The 20,160-nt window shown below is 67.8% G+C and carries 23 protein-coding genes and 1 tRNA gene; 13 read left to right on the top strand and 11 right to left on the bottom strand.

Annotation, left to right across the window (positions count from 1 at the left end):
• Positions 1-495: 495 nt before the first annotated feature.
• The 4 genes from RM788_RS30985 to RM788_RS30970 form a co-directional block, all read right to left on the bottom strand.
• The gene (locus RM788_RS30985) at positions 496-1,383 is read right to left on the bottom strand and encodes a helix-turn-helix domain-containing protein (RefSeq protein ID WP_315921639.1); all 888 of its coding nucleotides are present in this window, start codon (positions 1,381-1,383) and stop codon (positions 496-498) included.
• A gap of 308 nt (positions 1,384-1,691) precedes the next feature.
• On the bottom strand, positions 1,692-2,027 hold the full coding sequence (locus RM788_RS30980; RefSeq protein ID WP_315921636.1) for a hypothetical protein: 336 nt from the start codon (positions 2,025-2,027) through the stop codon (positions 1,692-1,694).
• A gap of 8 nt (positions 2,028-2,035) precedes the next feature.
• Positions 2,036-2,320: an HC3 family zinc finger protein gene (locus RM788_RS30975; protein WP_315921634.1), complete on the bottom strand. Its 285-nt coding sequence runs from the start codon at positions 2,318-2,320 to the stop codon at positions 2,036-2,038.
• Positions 2,320-2,703, bottom strand: a complete 384-nt coding sequence (locus tag RM788_RS30970) for a hypothetical protein (protein ID WP_315921632.1) — start codon at positions 2,701-2,703, stop codon at positions 2,320-2,322. Before RM788_RS30970 ends, RM788_RS30975 begins: the two co-directional genes overlap by 1 nt.
• Positions 2,704-3,012: 309 nt before the next feature.
• On the opposite strand from RM788_RS30970, the gene RM788_RS30965 reads away from it, so the two are divergent.
• Both RM788_RS30965 and RM788_RS53065 read left to right on the top strand, forming a co-directional pair.
• On the top strand, positions 3,013-3,897 hold the full coding sequence (locus RM788_RS30965; RefSeq protein WP_315921630.1) for a DUF5753 domain-containing protein: 885 nt from the start codon (positions 3,013-3,015) through the stop codon (positions 3,895-3,897).
• A 5-nt stretch (positions 3,898-3,902) separates the two neighbouring features.
• A complete protein-coding gene (locus RM788_RS53065; RefSeq protein WP_399340592.1) occupies positions 3,903-4,094 on the top strand; it encodes a DUF397 domain-containing protein in 192 nt (63 codons plus the stop codon).
• A 47-nt stretch (positions 4,095-4,141) separates the two neighbouring features.
• Here the strand turns inward: RM788_RS53065 and RM788_RS30960 are convergent, their stop codons facing one another.
• Entirely contained in the window at positions 4,142-5,377 is a 1,236-nt protein-coding gene (locus RM788_RS30960; protein WP_315934808.1) for a helix-turn-helix domain-containing protein, read from the bottom strand.
• A 66-nt stretch (positions 5,378-5,443) separates the two neighbouring features.
• Positions 5,444-5,818, bottom strand: coding sequence for an NUDIX hydrolase (locus RM788_RS30955; RefSeq protein WP_315921628.1), 375 nt, complete (start codon positions 5,816-5,818; stop codon positions 5,444-5,446).
• 213 nt (positions 5,819-6,031) lie between these two features.
• On the opposite strand from RM788_RS30955, the gene RM788_RS30950 reads away from it, so the two are divergent.
• The 7 genes from RM788_RS30950 (at position 6,032) to RM788_RS30925 (ending at position 10,694) form a co-directional block, all read left to right on the top strand.
• Positions 6,032-6,769 carry a TauD/TfdA family dioxygenase gene (locus RM788_RS30950; protein WP_315921626.1) on the top strand — a complete coding sequence of 246 codons (738 nt, stop codon included), beginning with the start codon at positions 6,032-6,034 and terminating at the stop codon, positions 6,767-6,769.
• The gene (locus tag RM788_RS30945) at positions 6,766-7,134 is read left to right on the top strand and encodes a hypothetical protein (RefSeq protein ID WP_315921624.1); all 369 of its coding nucleotides are present in this window, start codon (positions 6,766-6,768) and stop codon (positions 7,132-7,134) included. Before RM788_RS30950 ends, RM788_RS30945 begins: the two co-directional genes overlap by 4 nt.
• A 92-nt stretch (positions 7,135-7,226) precedes the next feature.
• Positions 7,227-7,601, top strand: coding sequence for a glycine-rich domain-containing protein (locus RM788_RS30940; protein WP_315921622.1), 375 nt, complete (start codon positions 7,227-7,229; stop codon positions 7,599-7,601).
• 18 nt (positions 7,602-7,619) lie between these two features.
• Positions 7,620-8,483, top strand: a complete 864-nt coding sequence (locus RM788_RS30935; protein WP_315921620.1) for a phosphotransferase — start codon at positions 7,620-7,622, stop codon at positions 8,481-8,483.
• A gap of 64 nt (positions 8,484-8,547) precedes the next feature.
• A complete protein-coding gene (locus tag RM788_RS30930) occupies positions 8,548-9,057 on the top strand; it encodes a DUF6933 domain-containing protein (RefSeq protein ID WP_315921618.1) in 510 nt (169 codons plus the stop codon).
• 91 nt (positions 9,058-9,148) lie between these two features.
• Entirely contained in the window at positions 9,149-9,403 is a 255-nt protein-coding gene (locus tag RM788_RS53060) for a helix-turn-helix domain-containing protein (RefSeq protein WP_399340585.1), read from the top strand.
• 103 nt (positions 9,404-9,506) lie between these two features.
• Positions 9,507-10,694, top strand: coding sequence for a tyrosine-type recombinase/integrase (locus RM788_RS30925; protein ID WP_315921616.1), 1,188 nt, complete (start codon positions 9,507-9,509; stop codon positions 10,692-10,694).
• Between the two features lie 273 nt (positions 10,695-10,967).
• On the opposite strand, the gene RM788_RS30920 is transcribed toward RM788_RS30925, so the two are convergent.
• The 4 genes from RM788_RS30920 to RM788_RS30905 all read right to left on the bottom strand — a co-directional run bounded on the left by RM788_RS30920 (position 10,968) and on the right by RM788_RS30905 (position 14,265).
• Positions 10,968-11,040 (bottom strand) — tRNA-Ala (locus RM788_RS30920).
• Positions 11,041-11,211: 171 nt separating this feature from the next.
• Positions 11,212-12,009 carry a DsbA family protein gene (locus tag RM788_RS30915; RefSeq protein WP_315921614.1) on the bottom strand — a complete coding sequence of 266 codons (798 nt, stop codon included), beginning with the start codon at positions 12,007-12,009 and terminating at the stop codon, positions 11,212-11,214.
• Between the two features lie 69 nt (positions 12,010-12,078).
• Positions 12,079-13,386, bottom strand: a complete 1,308-nt coding sequence (locus RM788_RS30910; protein WP_315921612.1) for an MFS transporter — start codon at positions 13,384-13,386, stop codon at positions 12,079-12,081.
• Positions 13,387-13,443: 57 nt separating this feature from the next.
• Positions 13,444-14,265, bottom strand: a complete 822-nt coding sequence (locus RM788_RS30905) for a GNAT family N-acetyltransferase (protein ID WP_315921610.1) — start codon at positions 14,263-14,265, stop codon at positions 13,444-13,446.
• Between the two features lie 67 nt (positions 14,266-14,332).
• On the opposite strand from RM788_RS30905, the gene hrpB reads away from it, so the two are divergent.
• A complete protein-coding gene (gene hrpB, locus RM788_RS30900; protein ID WP_315921608.1) occupies positions 14,333-16,720 on the top strand; it encodes an ATP-dependent helicase HrpB in 2,388 nt (795 codons plus the stop codon).
• Positions 16,721-16,747: 27 nt separating this feature from the next.
• Here the strand turns inward: hrpB and RM788_RS30895 are convergent, their stop codons facing one another.
• Positions 16,748-17,392 carry a TetR/AcrR family transcriptional regulator gene (locus RM788_RS30895; protein WP_315921606.1) on the bottom strand — a complete coding sequence of 215 codons (645 nt, stop codon included), beginning with the start codon at positions 17,390-17,392 and terminating at the stop codon, positions 16,748-16,750.
• A 109-nt stretch (positions 17,393-17,501) separates the two neighbouring features.
• On the opposite strand from RM788_RS30895, the gene RM788_RS30890 reads away from it, so the two are divergent.
• From RM788_RS30890 to RM788_RS30880, 3 genes are read left to right on the top strand one after another with little or no spacing between them, the layout of a single operon-like run.
• Entirely contained in the window at positions 17,502-18,731 is a 1,230-nt protein-coding gene (locus tag RM788_RS30890; protein WP_315921604.1) for a cytochrome P450, read from the top strand.
• Between the two features lie 29 nt (positions 18,732-18,760).
• Positions 18,761-18,955, top strand: a complete 195-nt coding sequence (locus RM788_RS30885) for a ferredoxin (protein WP_315921602.1) — start codon at positions 18,761-18,763, stop codon at positions 18,953-18,955.
• Complete coding sequence (locus tag RM788_RS30880; RefSeq protein WP_315921600.1) at positions 18,955-20,115, top strand: NAD(P)/FAD-dependent oxidoreductase; 1,161 nt, start codon at positions 18,955-18,957, stop codon at positions 20,113-20,115. Before RM788_RS30885 ends, RM788_RS30880 begins: the two co-directional genes overlap by 1 nt.
• The last annotated feature ends 45 nt before the right edge of the window (positions 20,116-20,160 follow it).

Here is a 20,160-nt window from a genome sequence, read left to right as displayed (position 1 = left end):
CCGAGCCTGTCCCGTGGGCGGGTTCGCCACAGTGCCGACCGGACTCAGACAAGTACATGCGTGCCGGTGTTGGCCAGGCCGGTCACCAGTCACCTGAAGCTCAGATCCACCGACCGCTGGCCACATCAACTAGCCACGGACACAGCCTCGATGTATCCACTGGCTTGTGACCAAGCGAGTCTGGGATACCAGCGGATCCCCCCACAAGCCTCCGACCAGCATCTTTACGGACCGGAGAGGGTGGCGTTCTAATAGGATCCCCAACCTGATCCCCAATCTGATCCCTTATGCGAACCCCCAACGGAAGTACCCGTGCGCGTAGTCGATCTCCGACTTCGTCACCGACAGCAACACCTCACCGGCCCGGCCTCGACCGGGACACAGCAAGATACCGCTGCGGCGGGAATCTTTACCCTCATCCAAGTCGATCGGAGTATCACGTGAGCAACCGGATCGGGGCGGGCAGCCGGACTGCGCCATGAGATATCGGTGCCGTCACGGCATCAGTTTGCCTTCGTCGTAGACGTCTGCCCAGTGACGAAGTACTTGCCGGGATTCGGCAGGATCGAGCGCCAACCTGTCCAATGAGCTGAACTTCCTACGGAGCACTTCGACGGCCCGATCCTGCTCGGAGAAAACCGTTACCGCATCAGTCTCCATGCAGGCAAGCGGTCTCGATGGTTCAGGCAGACTCATGAGTGCTCCAGCATGACGCAGCACTCCATCGATCCCTGCTGACAGCGGCACGATCCGCAGGTGAACATCCTCTAGGTCGCACTGGAAGGCCAAGTGCATCAACTGGTCGTGCATCACTGCTAAGTCGACCACAACCAAACGCAACACAGCTTCGTTGATGAAAGTGGAGACCTCGAGCCCAGCCGAACCGACACGCGTCCGAAAATCAGTCAGGTCCGAATTCGTCGCCAGCTCGACCGGATCGCACGAGCGAGCAGCACCATTCGGCAAGCCGCGCGCGTACTGGTCGGTCCGTAGGAACAACGGGATGGCCAGAGGCTCGTAGCAGTCGATCCTCAACGCCAGCGCCTCGTGGACACGCCAGCACAGCAGCTCGTCAGGCCGTCCCCCAGTGTGGTCACGAACCAGCCACTCATCACCCTGCGCACGGACCAACTTCAGGATCCGATCTCGGACACTCCTGCTGGCTCCATAGATGCCGAGCAAAGTGCCGACATCCCACTCATCCGTGCCGCGCCAACCGCATTCGAGTTTGCTGAGTTTGGCCAGCGACCACTCCAGGGTGTCGCTGACGAAGGTCGCCGAGAGTCCCACACGTGTCCGTTCCCTCCGGAGCTCCTCGCCGAGTTCTCTTGCGGCTGCGGTAACCAGGCGCTGCTTTTCTGCGGGCCTCTTCAGACTCGACATGATCAATTAAACCCTCTCCGATCGGTAGTTGCCGGTCTACAACGGGCAGAAGTGCGGTGGCCTAACATGAAGATCCGCGACGCTTCAACAGAAGCCGAACTTCGTCGCGAGATGGTCTGCCTCGGCAGTCCCGAATGCGATGAGGCAGGGAATGCAGGACGGAGATGCCTGCGTTGCGGGTAGGACTTGCACGGTCGGGACAGAGTGCCCGCACTCAGCAAACCAGAACTGCTTTCCGCTCTCACGAGGAGTGAAAACGTGAACCTTCTTGTCGTTGCCGCACATGCAGACGATGTATCTCGCCGTCATCACACACCAGCCTGATCTGATGCCCGATGTTTGGCAGGCTCGACAGGTGGTTGGTCATCGAATTCCTTGACGGCGATGTAGTACGCGAGCAGAGCGAGGCACGGGGAGTGCTGACGACGCCACCACCGGCCGCGCCTGCACTCCCTGCAGTAGCCCTCCGCGTCCGGGGCGTGCAGCGCGATGAGCGCGCGTAGGCCCGCTACGAGTCGAGGTAGTTCGCGACGGGCAAACGCAATTGCATCACGCTGATGTCCTCTGGTGACGATGTCGACCGCGCGGTCGAGCCTGCCGAACATCGCCTCGCGAAGGTTGACGAAGACCACTTCGTTGGTCATGGAGGCCATCACCGCTTTCCCCAGGAGGCCCCGACGCCTGAGCGATGCGTAGGGCGTTTGGGAGAAGACTTGGCGGGTCGCGGGAACGGCAGGATGCCTTCCTCCGCACGCCAGGCGGCATCGCAAGCCGGACAGGTAGGCCAGCATCCGTTAGGACTGCGAGGTGGCTGCTCGCGGGGCACTTCGATCCCCACTCCGCAGAGGGTTTCGCCGTGATCCCCTGCAACCAGGCCGACTCGGACGGCATGGCGGTTTCCCGCGTGCGGGAACCAGCGGAATCGACGGTCTGCCATCACGCCACCTCACCCGCTGGCTCGGCGTTGGGCGCGCTCGCCAGCCACATCGCAGCCAGCTCCAGCAGTGGCGCGTAGTGCCCCTGGGCACACTTTCCTCCGGCGTTCTCCTCGTCTCCACGAACGAGGAAGGTCTGCTTCCCGCTGTTCGCACATCGCCACTCGTGTTGAATCCCGGCAAGCTCGTCGCCCTCGATCCGGGTGTAGCGAAGACAGGGGTAGGCCTCCCCTACCAACAGAAGAAATCCCTTGTCACAGAGGGGAAGCCGCTGTTCGTTGTCCCGAAACCGGATCAAGGTTGTCGATGGGTCTTCAACCTCGTCGAGCGGCGCACTCGCTCCACCGCAATCCGGGCAAGCGTCGTTCCTCGCGATCAGCTCCATCTCGTTCTCCGTTCTCTGCTCAACACCCCATCGCGGGTCCTGGAACCAGCGGAGCCGGACCGTTCAGAAGCCGTCCCGACTCCGCTGGAGCTGGAAGCCAAGAGCGAACAGATCGCTTGACCAGCGACATGGCGCTCCTAGCCGAAGTGGCCGACTTGAAATCGGCCATACTGAACATCATAAATTTGAATTTCAATATTTGAACATGCCCTGATCGGGCGACGACATCGGTCACGCTCAGCGTTCGTCCTGCCGTCCGGCGGTACGGGGTGGGGCACACTGTGTGTGAGTGATCAAGGAGGAACACGCGTGGAGCCTGGTCAGGTCGAGTCACCGCTGTGGTGGCGTAAGCAGGTCGCCAGGGAGCTGGTGCAGCTACGCGACACCGCAGACGCCAGACTTGGACGCAAAGTCAGCGTCACCGAGGCCGCGAAGGCGCTGGGCTGTTCCGTCGGCAAGATCAGCGGGATGCACGCTGGCGACGGACGGCTGAACTTCCGCGACGTGCGCGACCTGTCGATGCTTTACGGAACGCCCGCCGACGACGTCGAGCGACTCACCGAATGGGCCAAGCGCTCGGCTCGGCCCAGCGGGTTCAAGGAGTTCGCCGCGGTGATGGGCGAACCGCTCGCCGAGCTGATCGGCGGCGAGGCCGAGGCCCACACGGAGATCGACTACGAGCACGGCCTCATGCCTGGGCTGCTCCAATGCGAGGCATACGCGGAAGCTCAGGCCATCGCGTCCGGGATCGAACCGGAACAGGTCGCCGCAGTAGTCGGTCTTCGCAAGAAGCGGCAACAGCGCCTCACCGATGACAACCCTCTGACTTTGGAGGTTTTCATCGAGGAGTCGGTACTGCACAGGCCGATCGGCTCCACCAGCGTCATGCGAGTTCAGCTCAAGCACCTGTTGACGACGGGAACGCTGCCGAACGTCAACGTCCGTGTCGTGCGAACACGGGTGGGATATCACCGTGCGTTGGGCGGTAGGTTCATCCTGTTGAGCTTCACCGACTTCCCGACCGCCATCTACCTCGAACAGCCACCGGTGATCGGTTCTCGTTACGCTGACGATCCAACCCTGGTGGCCGAGTACCAGGAGAAGGTCGCGAGCCTTCACTCGGTGGCAGAAGGTCTCGAGGAGTCCGCAGAGCTCATCGAAACGGTGATGAGTGATCTACCGCTGGAAGGTTGACGCAGATGACCTCAACGAGGTGGCGCAAGAGCACTCGGAGCGAGGGCAAGGACGCGTGCGTTGAAATCGCCTACGGGTCCTTCGGGGTCGCGGTGCGCGACTCCAAGAACACCTCAGCAGACGAGCAACTGATCTCCCTTGCTGCGTGGTGTTCATTTCTCGCCGGCGTTCGACACGGGATGTTCGACATCTCGTAGGGACCTGGACTGCTTGCGCCGCCAGGCAGTTACACCAGAGCGGTACCTCATCGATTCATCCCCTCGTGAGCTGCGAAGGCTGAGCGAGGCGGTGCAAGCAGAACGTCGATGCGGTGAAGCGCCTCTCGCCCCTCAATGCCAACACGGGTGAGCCCACCGTGGTCAGCCGCTCGTATCGCACGTTGGATCTGGTGCGGCAGGCAATGAGCTTCGGCGGCGACCACCGCCGCCCGGAGGGCGTCTTCGGCTCCGTCCGGTCTACCAGCGACCAAGAGGACCTCTGCCGCAGTCACGCGTTCGATGACGTGCCACTGCGGCGCGGCGGGGGCATTCGGCGATCTCGTATCCATGATCCGTGCCGCTTTGGGTGCGCGCCCCGTGGACACCAGGCCGCGGAGGTGGATCTCGTTGAAGGTGAACGGGTTGACCAGCATGCTGTGCACCGCGACGCCGTCCAGCAGGCTTCGGTAGCCGCTGATCGCGGTGTCAAAGAGTTCGGGATCGCCAAGCTCACCTGCTGCGCGGGCCAGCAATGCGAGTGCGGCTCCGCTTCCTTCGGCATCGTCGGAGGTGGCCGCCGCTCGGGCAAGATGAGCGACCGCAGCACGTGCGTGGTCTGCTTTGCGCAGCTCGTTGCCGTGCATCCGCAGGGCGAGCGCCAAGGACGCTCTATCGCCGAGCCGCTCGGCTACCGCGAGCCCGCGGCCGGTCCAGCATGCGGCGGCGGCCAGCCGCTCCTCGGGCAATACGGTGCCAAGCGACACCCCGAGGGCCGTACGAGCGTGGCTGAGCAGGATCAGCGTGTCGCGTTCGGCATGGCCTTCGGCGATGCGGGCTTCCAGTCTGGCTACCAGGGGCCACAGCTCGTTGACCGAGTCGACGGCTCGACCGGCTTGGCGGGCGATCTCGGCCAGGCGGACGGTCGAGTCGCCGAACTGGATCATCGCGGCGAAGTCGGCGTCATCGTGACTGGTCACGCCGAGGACGTGCGTAGGCAGGCCGAGCGCAGTGGCGATGTGGCGGCGGGTGGTCATGTCGTTGATGACGCGGCGACCGGTCTCGATCATCGAAACGTAGGTCTTGTCGTAGCCGAGCACTGTGGCGAGCTGTTCTTGACTGAGCTGATTGAGGCGCCGGTACAGGCGGAGGATCGTCGCCAGGTCACGGCTACGCAGAGCACGAGCGGACTCCGGTGTCGACCACAACCAGACCGATGGGAGAAGTCGCCGAGCGGGCACCAGTGGGGACCGGTGGCGAGTCGCCGCGTGGCACGTCGGGCACACCGGCTCGGCGGTAAGCCCACTCAGTGCGGCTCCGCACGCCTCGCACCGCCTGCCCGACACGGTCGTCTACCTCACGGGTTCCGTGCTCAGCCGCGTGAACCACGTAGTGATGGATCGTCGATACCCGTCCGGCATGGTCAAACCGTCCACCTCGTGTTCGGTGAACAGTCCGATTTCCTTGTGCTCGTGGGACAACACGGGCGCGGTGTCGCTATCGGGGTAGCAGCCGTAGGTCACGATGAACACGTTCTTCTCCGCGATGGCGATGTAGTACATCCAGGTGTCGAGGATCGGGCCTGTGGTGACGGTCCACCGGGTTTCCTCGGCGATCTCGCGAGCCACGCACTCCTCGGGGGTCTCTCCGGGCTCGATGCGTCCGCCCGGCAGTTCCCACTCGTCGCGCTCGTTTTTCAGGAGCAGCACCCTTCCCTCGCGCACCACGACGCCCTTGATCGAGATGGGGTAGGTGGGTTGGGTCGTCAAGAGTGTCCTCCGAGGTCACTGGTGGTCGGTCATCCGGCAACGTAACACCGGCCGCCACCTCATACGGCAGCGACGTGTTGACAATCTGTCACTGGACGTGGCTGACGGTATCGGGTTTTCCTGATCTTCATGGAACGACTTGGTGAAGGTGGGACGAGGACTGATTCGGTCATGACCCGCCGCGGCGACCCGGAGCACGATCACGTGATCACCGCCCTGGCCACGCACGGACTGGCCTTGATCGACAACGTCACGACTCGCGTGGACTTGCTGCGGCTGGCTCGGTCGATCATGCTCACGATCCCTCATCGTGACAGCGACTCCGACGGTGTCACGACCCTGACCGACCTCGGCAAGGCCGCAGTCCCGAGTGGTTTCGCCGGGTTCAGCGCCAGTGCGTTGGCCCCTCACACCGACTGCTCCGGCACAGCCAGTCCTCCGGCGTTACTGATGATGAACTGCTCGATGGGGGCGACGTCCGGCGGTCGATGTGTACTCGTTGACGGCCAGGCTGTGCACGACCACCTGGCGGAGTTCGAACCTGAGGCGATCGGTGCGTTCCGCGCACAGCGATCGGTGCTGTTCGGAGGCGCGAGCGGGTACCTCGGCTCCATCCTCACCGACGTGGGAGGAGGTCGTGTGGTCCTCCGTCTTCGGTTGGACGAACTTGCGCGGTTCTCGCCCGAGGTGATGCGTTGGCTTCCTGCGCTGCGTGAAGCGATAGAGCGGCATGCTGTCGAGTTCGACTTGGCAGTCGGACAGGGCTACATCCTCGACAACCACCGCTGGCTGCACGGCAGGACGGCATTCACCGGGCGGCGCGTCGTGCATCGCATCCATGGCGACCCGCTGCCGGAACTGGGCATCGTCACGGGCTTGCGTTCAACAACCTCACCGGATGCGACGTGAACGAGGAAGCAGCGGTTGCCGCTTACCCCGCACTTGCGGGCGTCGTCGCCCTGCGCGAGGCGGGCTGGACGTTCGTGCACCGCAACGTCGTCGACCACGTGCCCACGACAATCGAGGGCTTCCGACTGTGGCCCGGCGGCTGGATCGACGCGGTCCGCGTCCTGGGTGACGCGGAGGCGATGGCGCTGCGCACCGACAGTTCCGAACCGCCGGGCATCGTCTGGGAGAAGACAGGCACGCTCGCCGACGTCACCGAGGCATTGCAGACCTTGCCCGCCCCCGATCATCCCCTCGCGCCGCGGCTCGTCCGGGGGATCGGTCCGACCTTGCGAATCACGATGACCTGGAACGGAGTGACACGGTGACATCAACCCTCACGAATTCGCCTACCGACGAGTTGATCTCGACTGGTGTGCGCAGCCGCCTGATCATGCAGTTGGTCACCGAGCACAGCGGCATGACCGGTGACGAGGCCGCTCGGATCGTGACCCAAGCGGTGGCGTTCCTCAAGACGTGCGTCGACCACCCCGGTCAGCACCTCCGGCCGAGCAGGAAGGTCGACCTCGGATGGCACCAGTTCATCCTGAACACCGTCGACTACGCCGAGTTCTGCCAGCGCGTGGCGGGGTATTTCATCCACCATGTGCCCGACGAATTCACCTCTCCGCGTGGCGGGTCCGCCGAGACGATCAAGGCTTTGGCCCCTACGGTAAAGGCGATGACGGCCTCCGGGTTCGAGGTCGACGCCGAGTTGTGGTCGGTGGCGTCAGGCCAGTGCAGCCAGTGCTTTCAGGGGTGCACCAACTGCGGCCAGGGCGACGACGGCCGGTAGTTCGAGAACGAGGAAACGATGACTACCCGCCATGCCTGGGACGACCTACCCGCCGGTGCCAAACAAGCAGTGGAAGGCCGCATCGGACAGGTGTTGAAGACCGAATCGACTCCGGGTGGCCGCAACTCGGAGTTGTCGGAGACCCTGTGGACCGACCAAGGCCACGTCTTCTGCAAGGGGATCTCGACGGACTCCCCCATCTCGTACATGCACCGGAACGAGATCGCGGTGAACCCGTTCCTGCCAGCGGGACTCGCTCCACGCCTGCTGTGGCATGTCGAAACCGCAGGGTGGCTGCTGCTCGGGTACGAGCACCTGTCCGGGCGGCACGCCGACCTCTCCTCCAGTTCCGAAGACCTCCCTCTCGTAGCTGAGGCCGTGACAAGGATCGGGGAGGTAGTTGATCTCCCGACGTCAGGTGTTCAGCGCTCAATGCGCGACCGATGGGGGCACGCATTGACGCGGGAACTCACCTCGTCACCCTTCACCACGTCAGATCCTTGGTGCGCTGCCAATGCCAGCTTCCTCCTGGAGTTGGCGAACCGAGCACCGTCCTACATGGACGGAAACAGCCTCATCCACTCGGATTTGAACCCCACCAACATTGTGGTTTCCGAACGCGCACAGGTCGTCGACTGGGCGTGGTGGCAGATCGGCGCGTCGTGGTTCGACCCGGCATACCTGATCATCCGCCTCATCGCTGAGGGCCACGCCCCAGAATCAGCAGAGAACTGGGCACAGCAGTTCGACGGCTTCACGCAGGCCCCGTCCGAGGCGATCACCGCGTTCGCTGCTTCCACGGTCTGCTTGTGGGAGCGAAGGTTCCCCCGCACCGCAGCCACACAGGCTGCTCGCCGGTGGGTGCGCCACCGCACTCCGTGACCGACGTCAGCCTCGACGGTTGACGTGGTGGTGTGCCGAGTCGTGGCCAAGGCAGGATAGTCGGATGTTGATCGTGCGTGCCACCAAGAAGCTGCTGCGCCTGGCGGGTCCGGCTACCGCGCGTGACGACGACCGTGGCACGACAGCGCTGGGCCCGTGGTACGCCACGGTCTTGTTCTGGCGGCCGAGGGTCGTGTTGCTGGTCAACGAGGCGACGTTGCTGCCCGTGCTACTGCCTTTGGCGCCTACGGCGACTCTGACCAGCAGGATTGCCGAGCAGATCAGCACGGTGCTGACCGCCCACGACGCACCTGCCACAATCATCGAGGAAGAACGGCGGCACATGCAGACCGCTGAACTGGGTGTCACAGCGAACCGCAGCGTCGTAGGTGTCATGATCGACTTCGCCCGCCTCGCGGAGATCCACCACGACGACGACCCCACCGTGGACCTCGTGACGCTCGCGGTCCGGCTGGCCGCGACCCCCTGCAGCCCGCTGTACCGCAGAAACATCAGGCCGGATCGTGAACTCGCCGCCACGTTGCAGGCAATGACGACCTTCCCCGCCGAGTAGTTGGTGAAAAACTTGGTCGTTGCGTGTCCCCCAAGGGGTCAAATTTCGGAGTTCAGGGGTGTCGACCCAGACCACACTCCCGGAGGACCGCATGACCCGACCGGATACGAGCACCCATCGCCTGCTGTATACCCCCGCTGAAGCGGCAACGCTGCTGGCTGTCCGTGAGTCGTGGCTGCGGCGTAAAGCCGGGCGACGGGAGATCCCGCGCACCTTCGTGGGCAAGCACCTTCGGTTCTCCGATGCTGATCTGCGGTCGATCGCGGAGTCCGGCGCTTGTGCGCCACGAACTCGTGATGGTCGCATGAGGACTACACCCCGGCGCACCAAGTCCTCTTCGGACTGACAGAAGTTCTTGTACTGCAATGCTTGCGCTTCTACGCGTATGGAGCGTTCATGCATCTGTCACGCCCGTGACCTCCACACCACAAACCGAGAAGGGCTCCCACATGGCCTGGGCGGAGCAGTCTGGAAGCAACCACTGGCGCGTACGGTTCCGCCGCGACGACGGCGCGATCAGCTCCATACCTGGCTTCCACAGCCAGAAGGCCGCCGAAAACCATGCCGCCGATCTGGAGTCGGACCAGCGGCGCGGCACCTGGCTCGATCCCACTGGAGGCCGCACCACGCTCGACGAGTGGCTGGTCGAGTGGCTCGAAGCTCTCGACGTCGATATCCGCACGGAAGACAACTACCGGGGCATGCTGCGCAACCACATTCGGCCTCGGTGGGGCGACACCGCGCTGGCCGACATCACCAATCTCAAAGTTCAGGCGTGGGCCAAGCAGCTGCGGGCCACGAAGCTCGCTCCGACCACCGTCGCCGGGTTCGTGAAGTTGCTGTCGCAGATCCTCACCGATGCTGCCGAGGAGAAGCTGATCACCGCCAATCCGATTCGGCCTCGGAGGCGTGGACGTCGCAACCATGCCGCTCGTGTGCCCGAGAAGGTCTGGGCGGATCCGGCCGAGGTGTTGCGCGTCGCCGATCAGATCGCTGCTTGCTACGACCCCGGAGCGGCCGTACTGGTGGTCACCGCAGCCTGGACCGGTGCACGCTGGGGCGAGTTGACCGGCTTGCAACGCCACAACCTGCACCTGTTCGACGACGACACCGGGGTCATGATCGTCGATCCGCAGAATGGTGCGCTGCATGAGTCGGCGGGCGGCAAGTTGTGGCTTGGCCCGCCGAAGACGGAGGCGTCGGTCCGTACCATCGCGCTCGTCCCGCCCACGGTCCGGCTCTTGCGAGCGCACCTGGGCACTCACCGCCACGCGCACGTGTTCACGAGTCCTGGAGACCACCTGCATCGCCGCAGCAACTTCAGCCGACGCGCCATGCGCCCCGCCGCCGACGGGAACCTCCAGTGGGCCAACCCGGTCCTGCGACTGCGTCCGGTCAAGCCCGGTCTGACTTTTCACGGGCTTCGGCATAGCTACAAGACGTGGATGATCGCCGACGGCATTCCCGAGATCGCCCAGTCGCTTCGGCTCGGTCACATCCTCAGGGATCCTGTCCAGCGCACGTACTCCCACGTCGCGCCGGAAGTCACCGTCCGGCTTCTTCAGTGCCTGCAAGATCGGTGGGACAAGGCGGTTGCCGACGTCGGCGACAGCACCTGGCGTAGGGCCGCCCAGTAGCCCTGACACCGCGGTACAGCCCACGCTGACACGGGATCCGGTACCCAACCGGCGTGGTCGTGATTAGCGGGGCGCGAAGAGTCGCGACGATAGACAACCGACAGGGTGAACGGACCTGGAGCAATACGGTTGACCCTGTTTCGGGTCATTGCAGGCCGTGCTCCAAATTTGCTCCAGTTTCGGAGCCGCAGTCCACAGTGGACGCACAAACAAGATCACCCGCTGACCAGATAAGCCCAGGTCAGCGGGTGATGTGTATTTCATATCAAATTGTGGAGCTGAGGGGACTCGAACCCCTGACCCTCACACTGCCAGTGTGATGCGCTACCAGCTGCGCCACAGCCCCGTGCTTCCACGTTCCCGGTGGTTACCCGCCGTTCTTGTGTGGTCATACCGTACAACATCAGCCCCACCGGATAAAAATCGGGGGTCCCCGTCCAGCGTTCGCCCTGATAGACGGGCCGGGAAGTGCGCCAGCCCACCCCGTGAGGACAAGGGCGGGCCGGCGGGGTTGATCTCAGGCCTTGAGGAGGTCGGAGATCCAGTTCTCGTTGTCCAGGCTGATGAGCTGGTCGCCCACGGCGACTGCCGGGGTGCCGCGGAAGCCCTTGGAGCCGTCGCTGCGCTCCGCCTGGAGGTGGGGGGTGGCGTCGGCCTTGTCGAGGTCCGCGTCGAGTGCCTGGTCGTAGGTGCCGGTTTCCACACAGGACTTGAAGGTGTCGCCGGTGATGCCCAGGTCGGTGCCCAGTTGGGCGAGTTGGGCCTTGGTGTAGCCAGCGCTGCCTTCTTCCGGCTGCTTGGCGTAGAGGGTGTCGTGGAACTCGGGGAACTTGCCCGCGTCGGCGGCGCAGACGGCGGCGTTGGCGCTGTCGCGGGAGTAGCCCTCGGGGTCGGAGAGGCGGACCAGGAGTGGCAGCACGTGGTAGCGGATCTTCAGGTCGCCTGCTTCCACGTGGTCGCGGAGCTGGGTGCCGTACTTCTCCTCGAAGGTGCCGCAGATCGGGCAGAGGAAGTCCTCGTACACGTCCACGGTGACCTTGGCGGTGTCCTTCCCGACCAGCACGGTGGCGTCGTCCTGGCGCTGGACCGGCACCGTCAGCGACTTGAGGTCGGCGGCCGGGGTCAGGGCTTCCGGTGTGGACGGTTGGTTGAGCACGACGCCCGCGATCAACGCGGCGGCGAGTGCCGCGACGACGGCCACGCCGATGAGGATCTTCTTGCGGTCACCGCCGCTCGACCCGCGCGCGGCGGCCACCGACTTGGCCGCCTGTTGCTGCTGCTTCTTCTTGCGAGCGTTCCGCTCAGCCCCACCCACGTCTTCGCGTCCTTCCGTGCGCCTACTGCCCGAGAGGCTAGCCGCGGAGGCTGAGCGGAACCTGAGCGTTCACGCGTCGGGTTGGCGCGGGCGGCCGCCGACGCGGGAGCCGGTGGGCAGTTCGGGGCCCTCGTCGAGTGCGCCGCACTCCCCCGCCACGACTTCGGCGACGTGCTCGTCGACGGGCCTGGTTTCCTCGGCGACCAGCCAGAAGCCGATCGCGACGACCATGATGGCGCCGGTCACGGTGAACGCGGCCTGGTAGGAGAGCCGTTCGGCGAGCACGCCCGCGAGCAGCGGGCCGATGATGGCGCCGAGGTCGGTGACCATCTGGAACGCGGCGAGCACGGGGCCGCCCTTGGCCTTCGAGCCGATGACGTCGGCGACGACGGCGTTCTGCGGCGGGTTGAGCAGGCCCGCGCCGACGCCCGCGACGAGCGAGGCGACCATGAACAGCGGCACGGTGCCGGTGAACCCCATGCCGAACGTGCCGACGGCCGACACGGCGAGCCCGGCGACGGCCATCGGTTTGCGGCCGAGGCTGTCGGAGAGCTTGCCGGACAGCATCAGCACCGACGCGTTGCCGACCGCGAACACCGACAGCGAGACACCCGCGACGGCCGGGCTGCCGTGCAGCGCCTCGACGACGAACAGCGGCACCAGCGAGATGCGCAGCCCGAAGACCGCCCAGCCGTTGGCGAACCCCGAGGCCAGCGAGGCGCGGTAGGCGCCGGACCGGATCGCCTCGCGCACGGTCATCGTGCGCTGCGTCCTGTTCTGGTCCAGCGCGGCGAGCGTGGACCGGCGCAGGAACAGCCAGACGAACAGGGCCGCGACGATCAGCGCCACGGCGTAGGCGACGAACGGGGTCTGGACGGAGAACCCGACGAGCCCGGCGCCGACGATGGGGCCGGCGATGTTGCCGAGCAGGAACCCGGTCGCCCACAGCCCGGACGCGCGGCCGCGCAGCGGTGCGGGGGTCAGCCGGATCAGCAGGCCGACCGCGGCGACGGTGAACATGGTGGAGCCGACGCCCGCGATCGAGCGGAACACCAGCAGCATCCAGAAGTGCGTCGCGAACCCGCACGCGCCGGTGGCCAGCGCCACGATGAGAATGCCCGCGATGTAGGTGTGCGTCTCGCCGAACCGCGCGACCAGCCGCCCGCTGACCGGCGCGAACAGCAGCCTGACCAGTGCGAACGCGCTGACGACCGCGGAGACGGCCGTGGTGCCGACGTTGAAGCTGGCCGCGTACATCGGCAGCACGGGGGCCACGATGCCGAACCCGATGGCGATGATGAAGCTCGCCACGACGAGGACCCACACCTCGCTCGGGAGTCGGGGTCCAGCGGTGTCGACCACATCGGTCCCCTGCACTCACGGCCTCCCAGCATCGTTTAGCTGTGCTAAAGATATAACCGGAAGCCCGACAACTCAATCCAGCAGTTCGTCGACCCTTCGGACGTACGCCGTCACCGGGTAGCCCGAGCCGAACCCGCAGGCCTCCGCGAACCGCTCACCGGCCCCGCCCTCGTCCACGTGCGCCGCCACCAGCAGCGCGCCCGCGTCGCGCAGCACGGCCACCGCGCCGGACACGAGGTCCGCGCCGATCCCCCGCCGTCGACGCGCAGGCAGCACCACGACCTGTTCCACCAGCCCGACGCCGCGTTCGGCGAACCCGGACGCGAACCCGACGACCCGCTCGCCGTCGTCGACCACCAGCTGCACGCAGCGCGGGTCGTCCCACCGCTGCCCGAGGTGCCGCACCAGCCGCCGCTGCCCGCTGAGCCGCAGCCCCAGCTCGTCCGCGACGAGCACCGCGACCTGCTCCACGTCCGCGTCCCGCGCGGGCCGCACCCGTGCCGGGACGTCGACCCGCCCGCGGTGCACGACGGCCATCGACTCCTCGACGGCGTACCAGCCCGTGTCGTCCGCGATGCCCTCGATCTCGGCCACCGTCGTCGGCGAGGCGTACACCACGGCCTCCGCGCGGCCGATGTCGGCGAACGTCCGCTCCAGCCGCATCAGCGTGCCCGCGACCTCCGCCGACGACCCGTCCAGCGCGCAGGCGAAGTTGCCGGACGGGAACGGGTTGTCGCGGTTGACGACGACGGTCGCGCAGCCGACCTTCCCGACCCTGCCGTACCGGACCGCACCGGACGCGACGCGCGCCGCCTCGACCAGTCCGGCCAGCTCACGGGCCCGGTACGGGTCGAGCAGGTCGGGGTCGTCGGGGTCGTGCAGCGGGTCAACCACCCGGTCAGCGTGACACGTGGCGCTCTCGGGAACCGTCAACCGGGCCGGGTTGGCACACTGGCTCACCGTGGAACTGCCGAACCTCCCAGTCCGTGCCGTGCTCGACGACGTCGTCGGCGCGCTCGCCGCGCACGGCTGCGCGGTGCTGGTGGCCCCACCGGGCACCGGCAAGACCACGCTGGTGCCGTTGGCGCTGGCCGAGGGGCATCCCGGCCGGGTGGTCGTGGCCGAGCCGCGGCGGATCGCGGCCCGCGCGGCCGCCGCGCGGATGGCGTCGCTGCTGGGCGAACCGGTCGGGCAGACCGTCGGGTACTCGGTGCGCGGCGACCGGAAGGTGTCGCGGGCAACCAGGATCGAGGTGGTGACCTCGGGACTGCTGGTGCGCAGGCTCCAGTCCGATCCCGAGCTGGCGGGGGTGGGGACCGTGCTGCTCGACGAGTGCCACGAGCGGCACCTGGACGCCGACCTGCTGCTCGCGCTGCTGCTGGACGCGCGCGCCGGGCTGCGGCCGGACCTGCGGCTGCTGGCCACGTCCGCGACGGTGGCCGCGGACCGGCTGGCCGAGCTGCTCGGCGACGCGCCCGTGCTGCGCGCCGAGGCCAGGACGTTCCCGACCACGACGGAGTACGTCGCACCGGCGCGCAAGGAGCGGATCGAGGGCTGCGTGGCGCGCGCGACCCGGCGCGCACTGTCCGAAGGGGACGGTGACGTGCTCGTGTTCCTCCCCGGCGCGGCGGAGATCCGGCGTACGGCTGCGCTGCTGACGATGCCGGACGTGGACGTGCTGACGTTGCACGGACGGCTGTCCGCGGGCACGCAGGACGCGGCGCTGCGGCCCGGCGCGCGGCGGCGGATCGTGCTGTCGACGGCGATCGCCGAGTCGAGCCTCACCGTGCCGGGCGTGCGCGCGGTGGTGGATTCGGGGCTGGCGCGGGTTCCCAGGGTCGACCACCGGCGGGGGCTGTCGGGGCTGGCGACCGTGCGCGTGTCGATGGCGGTGGCCGACCAGCGCGCCGGGCGCGCCGGACGTGAAGCGCCCGGCCGGGTGTACCGGTGCTGGCCGGAGCACGAGCACAGCACGCTGCCGCGGTACCCGGAGCCGGAGATCAAGACCGCGGACCTGACGCGGCTGGCGCTGGAACTGGCCTGCTGGGGCACGCCGGACGGCAGCGCGCTGAACTGGTGGGACCCGCCGCCCGCCGGTGCGCTGGAGGTCGGCCGCACGGTGCTGCGGGCGTTGGGGGCGTTGGACCCCGACGGCCGCGCGACCGACCGCGGCAGGCGGATGTCCGGCCTGGGACTGCACCCGCGGTTGGCGCGGGCACTGCTGGACGGGGCGGCCGAGGTGGGGGCGCGGACCGCCGCGGAGGTCGTGGCGCTGCTGGACGACGACGCGTTGACCGACAGCGCCGAGCTGTCGACCGCGTTGCGGGACCTGAGGTCCGGGCACACCGACCGCTCACGGCGGTGGTCGCGCGAGGCCAAGCGGCTGGCCGAGTTGGTGACCGGGCGCGGGCACGACGACCCGGCGCTGGTGGTCGCGCTGGCGCACCCGGAACGGTTGGCGCGACGGCGTTCCGGCGGTACCGGGGTGTACCTGATGGCGGGCGGGACGGCCGTGGAACTGCCGTTCGGCAGCGGTCTGGGTGACGCCGAGTGGCTGGCCGTCGCCGTCGCCGACCGCGAGCCGGGGCGCAGCCACGGCCGGATCCGGCTGGCCGCCAGGGTGGACGAAGCCCTTGCCGTGCAAGCGGCTCCGGCCCTGCTGTCCACTGTGGACGAGGTGCGGTGGGACCGCGACGTGGTGGCCAACCGGGTCCGGCGGCTCGGGGCGATCGTGTTGTCCAGCAAGCCCTTGCGGGATCCCTCCGCGGCCGCCGTGCGCGACGCGCTGGTCGCCGGGCTGCGCTCCGAGGGGCTGGGGCTGCTGCGGTGGCACGCCGACGCCACCCGGCTGCGGGAGCGGCTGGAGTTCCTGCACCGCGTCATGGGCGACCCGTGGCCGGACGTGACCGACGGGATGCTGCTCGCGGGCGCGGACGGGTGGCTCGGCGGCGCACGCAGGCGGGCGGACCTGGCGAAGATCGACGCCGAGAAGGCGCTGCGGCAACTGCTCCCCTGGCCCGCGGCCGGGCGGTTGGACGAGCTGGCGCCGGACCGGCTGGAGGTGCCGTCGGGGTCGCGGATCCGGATCGACTACAGCGGGGCGAACCCGGCGCTGCTGGTGAAGGTGCAGGAGGTGTTCGGGTGGACCGGCACACCCCGCATCGCCGACGGCCGCGTGCCCGTCGTGCTGCACCTGCTCTCCCCCGCCGGCCGCGCCACCGCCGTGACCGGCGACCTGGCGTCGTTCTGGCGGACCGGCTACCCGCGGGTGCGTTCGGAACTGCGCGGCCGGTACCCCAAGCACCGCTGGCCGGACGACCCGATGACCGCCGCGCCCGCCCGTCGGTGAGGAGATGGTCGGACGGGTCCGACCGGGCTATCCCGCCGTCGGCACCGGGATCTTGCCGTCGCGCAGCAGGCCCATGGCGTGGTCGGCGAGCACGTGCATGTCCGCCTCGCCCCGACTCCGCACCCAGGCCAGCACGACGGTCTCGATGATGTTGATCGCGAACGCCGCGGTGAGCCCCGCCGTCATCCGGCAGTTCGGCGTCTCGAGGAGGCCCTCCACCTCCTCGGCCAACTCCTCCCGCCACTGCCAGAGCACGTCCGCCAACTGCGCGCGCACCGACGCGTTCGACCCGGCCAGCCGGTACACCGCCAGCACCCGGCCAGGATCGGTCGCCATGACTCGCAGAACGTTGGCGATGACCGTGTTGAGCGCGACCGGCAGCGGCGCGGCGGTGGAGTGGGCGCGCAGTTCCGCGAGCGCGTCGAAGAGGCTGGTCTGGACGAACTCGATGACCAGCGTCTCCTTCGTCGGGAAGTAGCGGTAGAGCGTGCGCGGCCCCACTCCGGCGGCCGCCGCGATCTGCTCGATGGTGGTGCGGTGGTAGCCGTCGCGGGCGAAGAGCTCGAACGCCTTGTCCGAGATCAGACGTCTGGTCCTGGCCATCTTCAGCTCGCGGAGCCCCATCGTCACCTCCTCGGGATCGGGCGCGGGCAGCGAGGCTAACACCGCCACCTGGCGCTATCCGGGGACGACGAGGGCCACTTGCCGTCACGTCTCCATCACTGGCAGTGTAATGATCGTGGCAGTGACTGCCACATTTTTCCCACCACGAGGGGTACCCATGACCGAGGCTCCGAGCAAGCCGACCACCGGACCGCTGCCGACCGCACGCGCGGAGGGGTGTCCCTTCGACCCGGCCGCCGGCTTCACCGAACTCCGCGAGAAGGACCCGATCGCGCGGGTCGAGTGCCCGGCGGGCATGGACGCGTGGCTGGTGACCCGGTACGACGACGTGCGGACGGTGCTGTCCAGCTCCGGTCTCAGCTCCGCCGTGCCGGTGATGGCGCACGCCGACAGCAACGCCGACTTCAGCCAGCCGATCAACCCCGGATCGATCATCCAGACCGACGGCGAGGTGCACTCGCGGCTGCGCAGGCTGCTGACCGCGGAGTTCACCGTCAAGCGCATCCAGGCGCTGCGGCCCTACATCCAGAAGCTGATCGACGACCACATCGACGCGATGCTGGCGGGCGGCGACTCGGCCGACCTGGTCCGGGACTTCGCCCTGCCGATCCCGTCGCTGGTGATCTGCGAACTGCTCGGCGTCCCCTACGAGCAGCGCGACCAGTTCCAGCGGCAGAGCGCGATCCTGACCTCCGTCGACGTCGACCCCGAGCTCTCGCAGAGGGCGATCGGGGAGATCCAGCAGTTCGTCGGGCAGCTGGTCGTGTCGAAGATGCAGGCGCCCGCCGACGACCTGATCTCGCGGCTCATCGCCCGCGCCAACGAGTCCGGGCAGCCGCTGAGCGTCGAAGAGCTGGTCGTGCTCGCGCTGTCGCTGCTGGTCGCCGGGCACGAGACGACCGCGAACATGATCGCGCTCAGCACCGCGACCCTGCTGCGCAACCCCGACCAGCTCGACGAGCTGCGCGCGAACCCCGAGCTGGTGCCGTCGGCGGTCGAGGAGATGCTGCGCTACCTGTCGGTCGTGCAGTTCGGCCTGTTCCGCGCGATCACCGAGGACATCCCGCTCGGCGACGAGACCCTGCGCGCGGGCGAGTTCCTGATCACCTCGCTGGCCTCGGGCAACCGCGACACGTCGGTGTTCCCCGACGCCGACGCGCTCGACGTGAAGCGCAAGGCGTCCGCGCACCTGGCCTTCGGCTACGGCGCCCACCAGTGCCTCGGCCAGCAGCTGGCCCGCGTCGAACTCCAGCAGGTGTTCGGCACCCTGTTCACCCGCATCCCCACGCTGCGCCTCGCGACGCCGTTCGAGGACCTCAAGTTCAAGGACGACACCCTCGTCTACGGGGTGCGCTCGCTCCCCGTCGCCTGGGACGCGCAGAACTGATCCGCCACCACCACAAGGAGAACAACCCCATGCGCGTGAGCATCGACGAGGACGGCTGCGTGGGCGCGGGCCAATGCGTCCTCGCCGCACCGGACGTCTTCGACCAGCGGGACGAGGACGGGGTCGTGGTGCTGCTCGACGAGGAGCCCGGCGAACACCTCCACGAGGCGACGCGCGAGGCGGCCCTGCTGTGCCCCGCACTCGTGATCCACCTGGCGGAGTGATGTCCGACATCAAGCGGATCGTCGTCGTGGGCGCCTCGGCGGCGGGGCTCACGACGGCCGAGACGCTGCGCCGCGAGGGTTTCGACGGACTCGTGACGCTGATCGGCGACGAACTGCACCTGCCCTACGACCGGCCTCCGCTGTCCAAGCAGGTGCTGCTCGGCACGTGGGAGCCGGAGCGGACGTCGTTCCGCGACGACGCCACCTACCAGCGGCTGGAGATCGGGCTGCGCCTCGGCGTGGCCGCGACCGGCGTCGACCTGGTGTCGCGCACGGTGGCGCTGTCCACCGGCGACCGCGTGCCGTACGACCGGCTGGTCATCGCGACCGGTGTGCGCCCCGGCAGGCTGAGGGCGGGGCACGAGCTGGCGGGCGTGCACGTCCTGCGCACCCTCGACGACACGCTCGCGCTGCGGGCGGGGCTGGCGCGGGCGTCGTCGGTGGTGGTCGTGGGCGCGGGTTTCCTCGGTTCCGAGGCCGCCGCCGCGGCGCGCACGCTCGGCAAGGACGTCGCGCTCGTGGACATGGCGCCGGTCCCGATGTCCCGGCAGTTCGGCGACGAGCTGGGCGGCTGGATCGGCGACCTGCACCGCGACCGCGGCGTCGACGTCCGCACCGGGGTAGGCGTCTCCCGGCTGCTGGGCGACACCGGGGTCACCGGCGTGGAACTGGCCGACGGCTCGGTGCTCGCGGCGGACCTGGTGCTGGTGGCCATCGGATCGGTCCCCGCGACCGACTGGCTGACCACCAGCGGGATCCCGCTGGACGACGGCGTGCTGTGCGACGCCACGTGCCAGACCGCGCCCGGCGTCTACGCGGCGGGCGACGTGGCCCGCTGGTACAACCGCAGGTTCGGGGCCCTGATGCGGATCGAGCACCGGATGAACGCCACCGAGCAGGCCATGGCCGCGGCCAGGAACCTGCTCGGCGAGCCCCAGCCGTTCACGCCGGTCCCGTACTTCTGGACCGACCAGTTCGACGCGCGGATCCAGGCCTACGGCGTCTTCCCGCCCGAGGCGAAGATGACCGTGGCGCTGGGCGAACCGGCGAACCGCAAGCTCGTCGCGCACTACCACCACGAGGGCGCGCTGGTCGGCGTGCTCGGCTGGAACATGCCCCGTGAGCTGCGGGCCGCACGAGCACTGCTGCTGGAGGACTAAACACCCCGTGCGGTGGCGTTGCCCGGAGGAGCGGCACCGCACGGG

The organism is Umezawaea sp. Da 62-37 (assembly GCF_032460545.1).
Taxonomy (GTDB): domain Bacteria; phylum Actinomycetota; class Actinomycetes; order Mycobacteriales; family Pseudonocardiaceae; genus Umezawaea.
Note: the sequence above shows the minus strand (reverse complement) of the source record. Positions and strands in the feature narration are given on the sequence as shown.

What these genes read in the sequence shown, in the direction of transcription:
- RM788_RS30985 (WP_315921639.1), bottom strand. Translation starts at nt 1,383, where the DNA reads ATGTCGAGTCTGAAGAGGCCCGCAGAAAAGCAGCGCCTGGTTACCGCA.
- RM788_RS30980 (WP_315921636.1), bottom strand. Translation starts at nt 2,027, where the DNA reads ATGACCAACGAAGTGGTCTTCGTCAACCTTCGCGAGGCGATGTTCGGC.
- RM788_RS30975 (WP_315921634.1), bottom strand. Translation starts at nt 2,320, where the DNA reads ATGGCAGACCGTCGATTCCGCTGGTTCCCGCACGCGGGAAACCGCCAT.
- RM788_RS30970 (WP_315921632.1), bottom strand. Translation starts at nt 2,703, where the DNA reads ATGGAGCTGATCGCGAGGAACGACGCTTGCCCGGATTGCGGTGGAGCG.
- RM788_RS53065 (WP_399340592.1), top strand. Translation starts at nt 3,903, where the DNA reads ATGACCTCAACGAGGTGGCGCAAGAGCACTCGGAGCGAGGGCAAGGAC.
- RM788_RS30950 (WP_315921626.1), top strand. Translation starts at nt 6,032, where the DNA reads ATGACCCGCCGCGGCGACCCGGAGCACGATCACGTGATCACCGCCCTG.
- RM788_RS30940 (WP_315921622.1), top strand. Translation starts at nt 7,227, where the DNA reads ATGACCGGTGACGAGGCCGCTCGGATCGTGACCCAAGCGGTGGCGTTC.
- RM788_RS30935 (WP_315921620.1), top strand. Translation starts at nt 7,620, where the DNA reads ATGACTACCCGCCATGCCTGGGACGACCTACCCGCCGGTGCCAAACAA.
- RM788_RS30930 (WP_315921618.1), top strand. Translation starts at nt 8,548, where the DNA reads ATGTTGATCGTGCGTGCCACCAAGAAGCTGCTGCGCCTGGCGGGTCCG.
- RM788_RS53060 (WP_399340585.1), top strand. Translation starts at nt 9,149, where the DNA reads ATGACCCGACCGGATACGAGCACCCATCGCCTGCTGTATACCCCCGCT.
- RM788_RS30925 (WP_315921616.1), top strand. Translation starts at nt 9,507, where the DNA reads ATGGCCTGGGCGGAGCAGTCTGGAAGCAACCACTGGCGCGTACGGTTC.
- RM788_RS30890 (WP_315921604.1), top strand. Translation starts at nt 17,502, where the DNA reads ATGACCGAGGCTCCGAGCAAGCCGACCACCGGACCGCTGCCGACCGCA.
- RM788_RS30885 (WP_315921602.1), top strand. Translation starts at nt 18,761, where the DNA reads ATGCGCGTGAGCATCGACGAGGACGGCTGCGTGGGCGCGGGCCAATGC.
- RM788_RS30880 (WP_315921600.1), top strand. Translation starts at nt 18,955, where the DNA reads ATGTCCGACATCAAGCGGATCGTCGTCGTGGGCGCCTCGGCGGCGGGG.